Annotated in this window: 7 protein-coding genes; 2 read left to right on the forward strand and 5 right to left on the reverse strand. The window is 44.7% G+C overall.

The genetic code is table 11. The features are described 5' to 3' along the window. The first annotated feature begins 10 nt into the window (after positions 1-10). Together CLHUN_RS08350 and CLHUN_RS08355 are read left to right on the forward strand one after the other, a co-directional pair. Positions 11-1201, forward strand: a complete 1191-nt coding sequence (locus CLHUN_RS08350) for an electron transfer flavoprotein subunit alpha (RefSeq protein ID WP_080064131.1) — start codon at positions 11-13, stop codon at positions 1199-1201. Between the two features lie 119 nt (positions 1202-1320). Further along, the gene (locus CLHUN_RS08355) at positions 1321-2721 is read left to right on the forward strand and encodes an FAD-binding oxidoreductase (protein WP_080064132.1); all 1401 of its coding nucleotides are present in this window, start codon (positions 1321-1323) and stop codon (positions 2719-2721) included. A 612-nt stretch (positions 2722-3333) separates the two neighbouring features. On the opposite strand, the gene CLHUN_RS08360 is transcribed toward CLHUN_RS08355, so the two are convergent. The 5 genes from CLHUN_RS08360 to CLHUN_RS08380 all read right to left on the reverse strand — a co-directional run bounded on the left by CLHUN_RS08360 (position 3334) and on the right by CLHUN_RS08380 (position 13803). Next, positions 3334-3708, reverse strand: a complete 375-nt coding sequence (locus CLHUN_RS08360) for a hypothetical protein (protein WP_080064207.1) — start codon at positions 3706-3708, stop codon at positions 3334-3336. A gap of 91 nt (positions 3709-3799) precedes the next feature. After that, positions 3800-4819, reverse strand: coding sequence for an aldo/keto reductase (locus tag CLHUN_RS08365; RefSeq protein WP_080064133.1), 1020 nt, complete (start codon positions 4817-4819; stop codon positions 3800-3802). 141 nt (positions 4820-4960) lie between these two features. Next, positions 4961-5692, reverse strand: coding sequence for a hypothetical protein (locus CLHUN_RS08370; RefSeq protein ID WP_080064134.1), 732 nt, complete (start codon positions 5690-5692; stop codon positions 4961-4963). A 13-nt stretch (positions 5693-5705) separates the two neighbouring features. Beyond that, on the reverse strand, positions 5706-9566 hold the full coding sequence (locus CLHUN_RS08375; RefSeq protein ID WP_080064135.1) for a Tox-REase-5 domain-containing protein: 3861 nt from the start codon (positions 9564-9566) through the stop codon (positions 5706-5708). A 1-nt stretch (position 9567) separates the two neighbouring features. Further along, positions 9568-13803 (reverse strand): VWA domain-containing protein, encoded by a 4236-nt coding sequence (locus CLHUN_RS08380; RefSeq protein WP_165755707.1) that lies wholly within the window; start codon positions 13801-13803, stop codon positions 9568-9570. Between the last annotated feature and the right edge of the window lie 271 nt (positions 13804-14074).

The raw sequence follows: 14074 nt of genomic DNA on the forward strand, positions 1-14074 counted from the left end.
GAGGCAAACCATGTCAAAATTAATAATCCATCAAAACAAAATAACAAATATAGAAGAATTTATTGCCGTTTGCCCCTTCAGTGCATTGGAAAACAATAATGGCATTGTTGAAGTAAACGGAGCCTGTAAAATGTGCAAGCTTTGTATAAAGAAAGGTCCTCCCGGTGCTGCCGAATTAGTAGAGGATCAGGTTAAAGGGATAGATAAATCCCAATGGGAGGGAATCGCCGTTTACGTGGACCATATTGGCGGTGATGTTCATCCGATAACTTATGAATTGATAGGAAAAGCAAGAGAACTGGCAGATAAAATAAATCACAAGGTTTATTGTGTATTTATGGGAAAGGGAATTGAAGACAAGGCATGTGAGCTGCTTCATTACGGAGTTGATGATGTATTTGTATATGACTATGAAGAATTGGACCATTTTAAAATAGATGCCTATACTTCTGTATTTGAAGATTTTATAAACAATAATAGGCCTTCTGCAATTCTTGTGGGGGCAACCAGCGTGGGAAGACAACTGGCGCCAAGGGTTGCTGCCAGATTCAGAACAGGACTTACTGCCGACTGTACCATACTTGATATTAAGGAAAATACAGATCTGGTTCAGATAAGACCTGCTTTCGGCGGAAACATAATGGCCGAAATTCAAACGCCTAATGCGAGACCTCAAATAGCTACAGTAAGATATAAAGTCATGAATTGCCCTGAAAGAAAGGAAACCCCTTCAGGTCAAATAACAAAATGTTCAATAGAAAAAAATAAATTGACTTCGAAAATCAAAGTTTTGGATGTTGTTGCCAAACCAAAGGAAAGGTTTATTGAAAATGCTGATGTGCTGGTTGTTGCCGGCAGAGGTGTCAGATCACAGGAAGATATAGCACTTGTCAAAGAACTTGCAGAGCTTCTGGGAGGCGAAATTGCCTGCACGAGGCCTATGATAGAGGCAGGCTGGTTTGATGCAAAAAAACAGATTGGCCTGAGCGGCAGAACAGTAAGACCAAAACTTATAATTACCTGTGGTGTATCAGGCTCAGTTCAGTTTGCAGCCGGAATGAATAATTCAGATTATATTTTTGCAATTAACAAAGATGAGAAGGCTTCCATATTTAAGATTGCACACTATGGGATTGTAGGAGATCTCTATGATATCCTGCCTAAGCTGATTGAAAAAATCAAAGTATCCGGGAAAGTATAACGTGAATAACGCGAAGAAATAATTCGGTGCTTGCATGGATGTTCTTCGCGCAGCAAAGACCGCTTGCGGTTTTCATTACAAATTATACCGCTGCTTAGCAGCGGAACGGAGGTTAATGTATGAATTACAAAGTATTTGACCAACAGGACTTTCAAGCTGTAAGTCAGATTATTGGTGATGCTGAAAGAGTACTATATAAGGAAAATATAAATGAGGACTACAGCCATGATGAGCTTGGCGGAACAGAGTGCTATCCCGACATGGTTGTCCGCGCCATATCCACTGAGGAAGTTTCTGCAGTGATGAAATATGCTTATGAAAATAATATACCTCTTACCCCGAGAGGTTCAGGTACAGGCCTTGTTGGAGGAGCTGTTCCTATAAATAAGGGTATAGTTATGGATTTAAGTCTGATGAATCACTTCCTTGATTTGGATGAGGAGAACCTGACAGTCACTGTTGAACCGGGTGTTCTGCTCATGGAGCTATCTAAATACGTGGAAGAACACGACCTGTTCTATCCCCCCGATCCCGGTGAAAAGACTGCTACCATCGGAGGAAACATCAATACAAATGCCGGTGGAATGCGCGCTGTAAAATATGGTGTCACACGGGATTATGTAAGAGGTCTGGAAATAGTTTTACCTAATGGCAATGTAGTAAGCTTCGGCGGCAAGGTTGTCAAGAACAGTTCAGGTTATTCCATGAAGGATCTGATTGTGGGTTCGGAAGGTACTCTTGGTATAATCACAAAAGCTACTTTAAAGCTTCTCCCACTGCCCAGGAAAGCTATAAGCCTGCTTATACCTTTCCCAAGCCTGGAGCAAGCCATCAGAACGGTACCTTTGATAATCAAGTCAAAGACTATTCCTACTGCAATTGAATTTATGCAGAGACAGACTATTATGGATGCTGAAGAATTTTTGGGTAAAAAATTTCCTGATAATCAGGCAGACTCATATTTGCTTCTGAAATTTGACGGCAATTCCACCGAAGAAATCGAAGCTTCTTATGATAAGGTTGCAAAAATCTGCCTGGAACAAGGTGCCATAGATATTCTGATTTCCGATACGGATGAAAGAAACGACTCTATCTGGAAAGCCCGCGGAGCATTCCTTGAAGCAATAAAAGCATCTACAACCTATATGGATGAAATAGACGTAGTTGTGCCAAGAAATAAGGTCAGCGAAATAGTTGAATTCAGCCATAAGCTCCAGGAGCAGGTGGGAGTGAGGATTAAAAGCTTCGGACATGCCGGAGACGGCAACCTTCATGCATATGTTTTAAAGGATGATCTCAGCGAAGAGGAATGGGAAAAAAGGCTGGCCTTGGCTATGGATGAAATGTATAAAAAAGCAAAAGAATTGAAAGGTCAGGTTTCGGGAGAACACGGAATCGGTTTTGCAAAAAAACCTTATTTGAAGGAATCTCTCGATTCCGAAATACTCGATATCATGAAAGGAATCAAACTGGCTTTCGACCCGAAGAATATATTGAATCCAGGAAAAGTTTGCCAGTAAAATTATAAGAAACGGATGGTTGCAGAAGGTACTAATCAATATATAAATATATTTCCAGTACTTCCGTACTAACTAAAAATAAATGGCTGTTCCCAAACAAAACGCACAAATAGTACAGTTCAGAATAAATTTTTTAGCCGCCGCACAATACTCGACTTCCTGTCTCGATTGATGCTCAAAGCAACGTCCTGTTACTTGGACGGCTAAGTCATTTATTCTTCACTTACAAATTTGTGCATTTTGTTTTAACTGAAGCAGTCATTTATTTTTAGTTGTACTCGCGTACTGGAATACAATAGTGCTATCTATTGCATACTATGTGGCTGCAATCCTCCTGAAAACTTATACTTTTATGGCTGCTCACAAACAAAAAAACACCAATAGTTGGGCTTAAAATAAAGCTTTTAGCCGCCGCACAATACTCGACTTCCTGTCTCGATTGATGCTCAAAGCAACGTCCTGTTGCTTTGACGGCTAAGTCATTTATTCTTCACTTACAAATTTGTGCATTTTGTTTTAACTGAAGCAGTCATTTATTTTAGTTGTACTCGCGTACTGTAATATAATAGTGCTATCTATTGCATGCTATGTGGCTGCAATCCTCCTGAAAACTTATATTTTCATGGCTGCTCCCTCATTCCCCTGCCTGTCCACGAACGTCAGCTCATGCTTTGGTGCATAGCACCACTCAATTATGGTTTTGACCAAACCCGGGGTTATGATTTCATCTTCCCAGTGTGGCGTTACCGCCCGCTTCAACCCTTTATCCACATCTTTCAAGCCTTCAAATTCAGTACCCTGGATAAAAATAACCGGGCTTTTTACCTGCTTGGATTGCCCAACCCTGTACCTTACAAAAAACTTTTTATTATCGGAAATAATATATAGGTTAATATTTCCCAAGTCCTCCATATCTTCTTTTACATACCAATAAAAAGTTCTTTCATTTAAAACCAGCTTTCTTTTACCCTTTTTATTTACACTCACCTTTTCCATCCTCCAAAATGCAACGACGGCTATAAAAGTATTTAAACTTAATTAAATGGAATCCGCCAAACAATCAGTTTAAATATATTTTCTACATATGAGCGTTATAAAACTCGGTATAATTTTCCAGTTGCCGCTTCAAAAGGTTAGGTGTGTCTATCTTATATGGACAGTGTTCTTTGCATTTACCACATTCGATGCATTTGTTTATAAGCTCCATTTTCTCCTTGAAGCTCTCAGCAAGGAACTGCTGATAGGGCGCTCTTCTTAAAAGCAGGGATATCCTGGCCTGGGTAGGTATTTCTATACCTGCGGGACATGGCATGCAATAGCCGCAGCCTCTGCAGAAGTTTCCGGCCAATTCCTCCCGGTCCCTGTTAATAATCTCCCATATGTCAGCATCCAAAACGGGCGGGCTCTTCTCCAGTTCCAGAAATTCATCCAGTTCCGCTTCCCTCTGGATTCCCCATATGGGCACAACATTTTCATACTGCCTCAGATATGCAAAGGTTGACGCAGCATGGGTTATCAGCCCGCCTGACATTGCTTTCATGGCTATCAGTCCAACATCATGCCTCCTGCATTGCTCAATCAGCTCCAGGTCAGCCTCAGAGGACAGAGAACTCAGAGGGAACTGCATTGTATCAAAAAGTTCCGAAGCCACTGCCTCCATGGCTGTATTTATCCTGTGATTGGTTATGCCTATAAAACGTACCATACCCTTTTTCCGGGCCTCCAACAATCCTGCATAAATACCGTCAGGATCATTGACATCCGGAAGCTGCGCCGGATTATGGAGCTGGAGTATATCCACATAATCTGTTTTCATATTTTTAAGGCTTGTTTCCAGGTGTTCCAACAAGGTCTTTTTATCCTGGGCAAAGGTTTTTGTAGCTATTATTATGTCTTTTCTGACTTTGGAAAGGGCATAGCCGATTTTTTCCTCGCTGTCGCTATACGCCCTTGCCGTATCAAAAAAATTAATTCCGTTATCATATGCTTTTACCAGAATTTTTTTTGCTTCCTCAAAAGATATTCTTTGTATGGGAAGTGCCCCAAAACTGCATCTGGTCACCAAGAGACCCGTACGTCCCAATCTGGTTTTCTCCATAAAATCACCAACCTCCCTATGTCAACATAACCGCTTTATTATATTATTGCACTATTCTGTTGTTTTTCCTACCCATAAAAAAGAAAATCCCCGAAACAGTATTGTATCCGGGGAGAACATCCATTTATTTACCAGGGTTCACTAAATAGTCTGTCCGGTAAATTTATTTAAGCCTAAAAACTCATTTACTTGCTTCTGTTTGCTTACAGCTTCACTGTTTTCATCATCCAGAGGAGCCTCGTCCAGTCTTAATAAATAGCCGTCTTCAACAGCTCTGGCCGTATGTATGGGAAGCTTATCCAACTTTTCTTTTCCCAGCTTTTCGGTAATCTCCCGGCCAAAATAGTTAAGCCAATGAAATGCGGTGGGCAAGCCCTCCCTGTAATATCCGGAAAATCTCAATGAGTTTGCGGAATTTGCCACACAGCCCCAGTAAGGCTCAAAGGCTCTTATACAGTCCGTAAAAGCAGACACTGTCCTTTCAGCCTTGTCCGGGTTTGACATAAGGTAACTTTGTGGGAAATTAACCGTAAATGTATTTTTAAACCTGGGATCAGTTATTCCCGTGGTCATGCTTATCCCTGCCGACTCTTTATTGTTGAGTGATGAGAAAAAGCTGAAGGTATAGCCCAGTTCGGTAAAAACCTTCCCGCCCTCCTTATTGACGCTATTTGCCACCAGCTCCCGGAAGGCTTCAAAACTCCACTCAAAAGGCTTCGCATCCTTTTTCCGGGATACCGTAAGGTAGTTGGGACTAATATCCTCACCATATTTTGCAAGACTCTGCAATGCAGCATATGCTTTTTTCACAACAGTCTCAAAATCCTCTTTTCCAGGATGGGCCCACAAAATCATCGTATACGTCTGTATCATTATCTATACCTCATTAATCCTTTGGTTGGAATATAAGCTCAATACCCTCGATACCCCTCTCGGCAAATAATATTCTGGTGGCATCAAGTGCTCCTTTTTCAGCAAAATACCATTTGACCGGGGCTCCCTCGGAGGCAGCTATCTGTCTTGTTGCCTCATTTACCAAGGCATCCTTCCCCTTAAACCAATCATAAAATCTGCCGGTATTTTTGTCAACAAATTGATTATATTTTGCTTTTGCATCCAACAGGGTTCCTTCTCTCATGCCATCATACTTGACACCGTTTTGAATCCAGGCTTCCCCTGTCTTGCCGGTTATCTGCGTCTGGTATTCCCTTGAATATGCACTCATGCTTTCGTTGACCCTGTGCCAGCTTCCGCTTAAGGAAGGATATGTGGGTGCGGAGGTATCAACTCCAGCATCAGTATACGAGTTGGCCAGCACTCCGCCTTCCGTGTCTTCCCTTAAAGCCACCTCCGGCTCCGATGACTTCAGATCCTTTCTGACCAGCTCGGTGACCTCCGTCAATTCATTTCTGGGTACTCCGTCAACCGGGTCCAGGGCATCTTCAACCCTGCTTACCCTTTCGGGGGAATTTAATCCCAGGCTGTCATACTCGCCCGGCTCAATTCCCTTGCCTGCCAAATCATCAACATTGCTCCTCAAGGACTCCATTTCAGCCTTGTTTTCACATTGCTTCAAAATATCCAGTACCTTGGTTTGATCCGCATTATCAAACTTGCCCGAGTTGTCCTCTATTATATCCTTATAGGTCTTAATTCCGTCACTGTCCAGATTTTTCCCCGCATCGGCCACATTCTCTTTCGATACATTTTCCTTTTTGAAAGCATCCAGTGTATTCTGAGCCTCTTCAAGTCCTTTTGTTCCTGACTTCTGATAGTAATCCGTGGCCGTCTCTCTTGAATATCCCCTGTCAGCGGTGTACCTGTAATAGGCATCCTCGCTTCTTGCCATTTGCTCCAGCATTGTTATATTTTCAGATATTCTTGAGGACAGGGGTTTGGAAATAAGCCCCAGTGTGGCAAAAACCGCCAACTGTACAATAAGCTCCTGCAAATAGTAGCTATCTCCCGTTGCAAAATACATGTATGCTATGGTAATCACATTGTAAACGTACATTGCAACCAGCGCCAGCTTTATTCCCATAAACACCGCCGCAACCCAGCCTGCTCCGGGAATCAGTGCCACAGCCAGGGCCTCTGCCAATTCCAGCATTACCATCAATAAAACTCCGGCTATTACTCCCTCTACATATTCCATGAGCATTTGCTTGATACTCATGGAGCCTCCCGCAGTTCCTCCGCTTATCATGTAGCCTGCGGCACCCGTCTCCGGGTTCAGCACAACATAGCCCGTACCCGACCAGTCAAAGTAATGGATATTCCTCTGGGGGATGGTAACCGTCCTGCCGCTGTTTACGGCATTTGAAATGTCTGTCCTGACACTGCCTGACACCTCCAGTTTTGGAAGAACGGAGGATATATTGCTCTTGTCTATGGTATACACAGGTATACCCATTCTGTTGGCCTCACCAAGTATTTTTATTGTTGAAACGGAAGGTGTATTAAACATCTGCTCAAATACCGCATGCTCCATTGATGACGCCATGATTCCCGCTGCCAGCATAAAAGCCTTTTCAGAATCACGGTCTCCGTTTATGCTCATTACGCTGTGCACGTCCCTGTCAACATCAATGTACATGCTTCCTTCCGCCAGCTCCACAGGCGTCATAAACAGGTATTTCACATCTGCGTTATAACCTGTGATACCTTCGCTTAAAAGTCTGGAGGCCTTGACTCCAAACTGGCTTTCAAGCATTTTATTGTAAATATCCAACTGTGCAAAATACGTTTTGGCCACCCCATTGAGTATTTCACCCATGGCCTCGTCACTGTATATATTCTGCTCGTTTATTGAAGCCTTTAGTGCCTGCAGCTTTTCTGAAATGTCCTTCAACTCGTCAGGTGCTATTTTGTCATAATCCAGACCTACGCAGTAATAGCTTCCTGCTGTAACCGCATTGGATATTTTCTCCGGCTCTGCCTGTCCGGGAATCTTCAAGGTAATGGTAAACTGCTGACGGTAGCCCATTCCCACCGCTTTTCCCGCAGCCACCACTGTCCCGTCGGCTTTTAATACAGGTTTAAGCTGGACCATATATGCAGGAGTTTTGAATACTCCCCCGTATTGCTTTAATATTACTTCGTCCTCAGGAGTTGCAGGTATCCATGAAAGAGTGAGCTTTTTACCATATAGCCTCCATGCCTCGGAGGTATATTCAAAATCCTTTCCCCCGGCGAAATTAAGGCCATAGGGATCTGCTCCCGAAATGCTGAACGTGATTGTGTCCTTGAACTCGCTGCCAATGGACTGATACTCTCCAAGCACAGCCACCGTTTTATAGGGCAGGGTCAGCGGAAGCAGGCCCAGCTCCTGGGAGATTATTTCATAGCCTCCGAATATATCCGTCCATTGGGGTGCCTCTATATTGTTCTCGCTTAAGTACTCCTCTATGGCCAGCTTCTGCTCTTCAAGCTTTTGCTGAAGTGTGTCGGTGCTTATTCTCGACAGGGCATTTTTGTCAGAGGACACTGTTCCCGTATGCGTAAAGGCATTTTCAATTTCCTGCCTGCTTACGCCCGTCAGCCCTTCTACATCCAGACCCTCTTTCTTCACATATTCCTTAAAGCTGGCATCAAGAGGAATCCACATCTTCTTCCCTGTGCCTTTTCCAACTCCGCGGTAATTTTCATATGGGACATAGGCTTGGACCCACACATGCTCAATTCTTACGGCAGAAATCACTCCTCCGGACACCAGGGCAACTGATGGAATACCCGTTGCTCCAAGTATTCTGACTGCAGCCTCTTCTGTTTCCGCCCCGGTCCATTCCTTAACCCTTTCAATAGGTATCTCCACAGTTCCTCTGACATACCTGGAGGGAATCCCTTTGTACCTGAGCATGGAAATCAACAATGAGGCCTGGTCGAAGTCATTTCCGGCCATTTGCCCAAGAGTTCCGCCGGCACCCTTCCTTGAGCCGTAATATGGAATAAAGTCCACATTATTTTTAACATACTCATATATTTCAACCACTGTACTCAAACCGTCTGCAATGTTTTTTACATTATCCGAGAACTGAATCTCACCGGTTTCTGCAAGATCCTCCTGGGTGGGTACTTTGGGAAGGCTGACGGGTTCCGTACCCGCGGAAGTCCCGGTATAACCTCCGGCAGCTCCGGCTCCTGTTGACGGCACAGGCGGCTCAAGGACTACATTGTCATAAGGAAGTGCTCCAAGCGTCTGCTGGGGCTGTTCGGGATTGAGCAGCCCCCCTATTTCTTCAATTTTTTCCTTCAGCCTGTCAATATCTTTGCTCTTAGGCTTATTCAGAACAGCCGAGACCGAATCCAGCTTTTCAAAAATTGCAGAAAATTCATCCAACTGAGTGTTAATCTGTGTCTTGTATATATCATGCCTGCCCTGAGCTTTTTTGGCAGACAGCCTTTTAAGCGTCTTTTCATTGTTTGAAAGCTCGGTATTTATATCTTTTCGGATATTTTGCAATGCTTTTCTTGCACTTTTGACATCTGCTTTCAAACTGCCGAAATCGTTGCCGGCCACATCCGCCTTCAGCTTTTCATACCATTTATTAAGTTCCTCCGCAAAACTCCCAAGCTTAGTCTGAGCAGAGGGCTTTTCATGCCTGACGGCAGGCGCTGCCTTTTTAGCCTGTACTGCCTGCTCCTGCTGTCTGGCCTGTGCAAGCTGCTGTGTGGGGAGCCCGAAAGTAACCGAAAACGCCACAAGCAGCACCATTGCAATGATTTTTACAGGTTTCTTATATGTCATTTCAGTTGTCCTCCTGTTTTTTGCTTAGAGTTACATCCAGTAAATCCATAGCCCCTTCATAAGCTGCCGCCTTGAAGCTGGAGCAGTTTATAACTATTCTCCTGGCAATGATTTTACCTTCCAGATTGAAGGTACTGGTATTTATATATACCGTTCCGTTGGGAGCATAAATAATTCCCTTTATATTTGCGGTAGAAGCATTTATAGATATGTCCGAATCTGCGGAACAGATTACAATTCCTTCCGGAGCAGTGCTTGCGAAGGTGTTCAGGTTGAAGGAAACACTTTCGTTTGCCACAATATAGCCGTCACTTTCAAGGCTTGTGCCGTTTATTTGAATACTCTCATCACTAATTTCCGATTTGCAAAGCTTGATTCCCTTTCCATAATCCGTAATCATCAATCCGTTTTTATGAATATTCCCATCAGAAGCTGCTATCTCTCTGATTTCCGCCACAGCATCAGGCATTTCCACCACCACAGGCTCGGTTTTCTTCTGGCCGATCTGTACTTTGCCTCCCCAGGTGGTTATAGTACCAAAGCTGGATAAAATCCCGCTTACGGTCAGATTTGTTCCCGAGAACTCAAAAGCTTTGTTCGTCCTTATATCCCCCTGGATATCGGTACTGTACAGGTACATGCAAAGGGCATCGCCGGTGCTCCCGGAGAATAATGTGTTTTTAAATGCTTCACTTTGCAGCACTGAAGGCTTCTCAACCGTGAAGTATCCATTTGCAAGAGCTGTCACGGTTCCGTCAGCAAACAGGGCGTCAAATACAACCATATAGTTTCCGGTGTTCAGAGGACTGTGCACCCATATCTTTTCTCCGGAACGGCTTTCTGATATGTTCAGGCCTACCTGCTCCGTTATGGTGTCCAGTACATTTCCTGTGGCGGCCTCCACTATTCTGAGCCTTGCGGTAACAGCTTCCAAAGCCGTATTCCCCGTATTGCTGATTGTATATGCCAGGTTGACGTCATCCCCGCGGTATATGCTTTTCTTCTTTACTGCAAGGGTTCCCGAGACTCCGGGAATCCCCTCTGCCTCAGCCGTTACCTCAAAGGTGCTGCTGCTTTCGGAAAGCATCGTTTCACCTTTGTACACCTCCATATGGGCGGTATATTGTCCCGGTGAATTTTTACCCGTATTCCAGGAATTTTTCAATACTGTCCTGCTGTCAGGAAGCAATTCCTGAAGCAGGCTATCCCCGGTCCAGATAATATCCCCTTCTGCATTTCTTATACTGGTCCGCACCGCCAGCCCCCTTAGTATGCTGTTGACGCTGCTGTTTCTTATTGTTTCGTTCATATACACCTCCTCATCAGAGGTATATTTCTCCCTGTCCACAGTCATAGAGGCTGAAGCTCCTGCTGCCTCTGCAATTTCAAAGCTGGCTTGGGCAGCAGCTATTACCTTTTGCCCCTCGCTCCAGGTAATCCGTACTGTATATGTGCCTGCCATGGTTAAGCCCGTGTTCCAGGAGAAAGCAAAAGTCCTGGTCTGTCCTGCTTCCCATGCGCCGTGTTCATCCTCCCCAACGACTTTCACAAGGTTTCCGCTGCTGTCCAGTATCTCTGCCCTGCCGGTAAGAGCCGCGGGATAATCCGTAAGATTTTTTGCCTCATTGGTTACTGTCACATTTTCACCTGCCCCATAGCCTGCTTTATCGGTTGAAACCTTTGAATCAAGCATATATATGTTTACAGGTATTTTGACATCCGGCAGCTTCAGGGTAACAAGGGAAGAATTCCTGTCCAGGTATGTCAATTTGGTATCGCGGGTCAGAGTAATCTCTGTCTCTGGCTCAAGGTTCGTCCCCTTGAAATCTAGTCCGAAGACCTTCATGCCTCCCATTACCAGTCTGTCCATGGTCCATTTCAGAGTTATCGCCCCGTCTGTGCCATTTAAAACACTTACAGGCGCCGGCACTATTTTTGAGGCGTCCACTGTCATTTTTCCGGCAGGAAGTGTGGTTTCAAGTGCTATGTTCTTTCCTGCGGTATCAAAGATTTCACCTGCCAGCTCCGTCATCATCTTATCAAGCTGTTCCATTGTTGGACTGAACACATATTTACCGCCTGTTATGCTTGCAAGGGTGCTCAGCAGATTTTGATCCGCACCGGCCCCCAGCCCTATGGTATATATCTTGTAGCCTTTCTCCCTTGCAAGGTTGGCCTGATTTATGACATTTGACACAGACCATACGTTTTCAACACCGTCGGATAGAAGAATTATTATCTTAGTCCTTGACTGGGAGCTGTTTGTGTTCAAAATGTTGTTGGCACTTTGAAGCCCCAGTCCTATGGCCGTGCCGTTCCAGGGCGATGCGGGCGTCTGGGCTATTTTTGTTTTCAGGAGGTCCTTGTTTTCCGTAATATCCTGCTGAACCCATACATTTCCCGCAAATTCCACCACCGCACCACGGTCGTTTGCCTGCAGCAAATCAATGACATGGCTGGACGCCTCTTTGGCAAAATCTATCCTCCAGGGCCTTGTAGTAGATTCGTCTATGTTTCCCCATTCCATACTGCCTGAATCATCTATGCACAGGACCATATCTATGGGATTTCTTTGAGGCAGCTCAGGTGTGCCCTCTCCCGTCAGATTGAACTGCAGGGAGACAGAGTCTTCACCAGGGTACAGAACTGTCTTGCCTGCACTTTGCTCAAAGTTTATCCGTGTCGGAGGCAGGGGAGGCAATACGCTGAAGGTAGTTTCGCCTTCTGCCAGCAGGGTTTCAGCTTCAAACACCTGGGTTTTGATTATGTAATCCTTCGGAGCAGACACATCCGGACTGAAGGTTATTGATGTGAATTTCTCTATCTGCCCTGGGGCTTTGCATTCAATGGTTCCGGTTTCTTCCTCGATTACCGCCCCGGCATCAATTACCCATGCTTTGAAGGTTATAGCTTTATTTATGTTTGACTCGGTTACAAGCGTGGTTTTCACATCCACAGTACAGGGATTGTTTATTCTTATATTTTCCGGGTCGGTTGTTAATACGACACTGCCGATTTTAAAATACGGATCAATTACAAACCGTTTTTCCTGGTTTGCAACTATTTTACCGCTGGCCTTGTCCTTCATCTGTACAATTACGGAATATTCTCCCGGAGCACTGTTTTTAGTGTTCCAACCGGGCAATCCATCCGATTGCAGAGAGATAATGCTTCCATCCTGCTTTTTGATGAAATATAAAATTTCCGCCTCCGTATTGCTGACGGAAGTCTCGGCCTGTATTTCAAAGGACTCGTATGCATTAAAGCTGTAGCCTTCCTCACGGATATCCCCTGATACTTTATACAGCTTTATGGAATTGATTTTTGCAAAAGGCATATCCTGCCGTTCCTGAAGTGCCTCAAGAGCAAGAGCCGTAAGATATGGACTGTCATACCAGCTTCCGTTGGAATTCTGGATTCTCAGAATATCGCTGTCAATATTTCCTGCGGCATCTGCACCCAAGGTGTTCAGCACCGCCCTGTAGGCCAGCAGGGTGTCCGCTGCTGCGGCTTCATCCATTCCCCAGGTCTTGTCCTCCTGCTGGACAGCTATCAGATATTCTCCCGCTTTTCTCATTGCAGTCTGCAATTCCGGAGAAGTAAGTCCTGTTTTGGTTTGAAAGGAATTCAGGGTAATGACCGTACCGGCCACCAGCGCCACCGTTGTGTCACCGGCATCGGTAAAGGTCCAGGAGCCGTCGGGCATCTGCCTGTTTATCAGATAGGAAACCGCTTTTTTCATGCTCTCCAGGTCGGGAGCCTGTTCCTTCAGCAATGCCCCCAGAACAAGATTTGTATCCGGCACATCACTTTCATAGCCCTTGAAGATTCCCCAGCCGCCGTCCTTATTCTGGCTGCGGAGCAAGTCTGCCCTGAGGACTGAATGTTTGCCGGCATTGCCCACAAAGGGCAAAGCTCTTGCTGCCATATCATTGTTCTTAGGCACAAGAGCTTCCAGCCAGGCAATTGCTTTTTCCAGCCCTTCCTGAAGTACCCCGTTATCCGAGAGATACTGCGCAAGCTCTCCGGTGTCAACGAAGGCGGTAGCCTTATCCCCCCAGCTTCCGTCTGCATTCTGACTTGTTTCCAGCCACGCATGGGCCTTTGCAACAGCTTCTTCCGGCTGCTGTTCCGGTGCCTCTGCATAGCACAGGGTAAGGCCTGCAGATGTGGTCAGTATTGCTGCAATTAGAACCAGTGCAAGAAATTGTTTGATAAATACTTTTTTAAAATTCACTTCGTTTCTCCCTTCACATTTATTTGCATAGGCAGTTTTCTGCAAGCTGCCGACATGCTTCCACAGCTTTTTGCATTGTCTATATCCTGTTTCCCGGCAAAGCCATGAAACCAATTTTTATTTCCTTTATTTACATTTTATAACATTTAAATGTTATCACCATTGACTGTATTTGTAAACAATTTGTGAATAATATGTAAACTTTTAACATATGCGTATATAACATGGAGATTTGTTATTTCAAGCAGTCCACCCTCCTGCTTATCAGGGC

It is taken from the genome of Ruminiclostridium hungatei (assembly GCF_002051585.1).
Taxonomy (GTDB): Bacteria; Bacillota; Clostridia; order Acetivibrionales; family DSM-1351; genus Ruminiclostridium; species Ruminiclostridium hungatei.

What these genes read in the sequence shown, in the direction of transcription:
- CLHUN_RS08375 (WP_080064135.1), bottom strand. Translation starts at nt 9,566, where the DNA reads ATGACATATAAGAAACCTGTAAAAATCATTGCAATGGTGCTGCTTGTG.
- CLHUN_RS08365 (WP_080064133.1), bottom strand. Translation starts at nt 4,819, where the DNA reads ATGGAGAAAACCAGATTGGGACGTACGGGTCTCTTGGTGACCAGATGC.
- CLHUN_RS08370 (WP_080064134.1), bottom strand. Translation starts at nt 5,692, where the DNA reads ATGATACAGACGTATACGATGATTTTGTGGGCCCATCCTGGAAAAGAG.
- CLHUN_RS08350 (WP_080064131.1), top strand. Translation starts at nt 11, where the DNA reads ATGTCAAAATTAATAATCCATCAAAACAAAATAACAAATATAGAAGAA.
- CLHUN_RS08355 (WP_080064132.1), top strand. Translation starts at nt 1,321, where the DNA reads ATGAATTACAAAGTATTTGACCAACAGGACTTTCAAGCTGTAAGTCAG.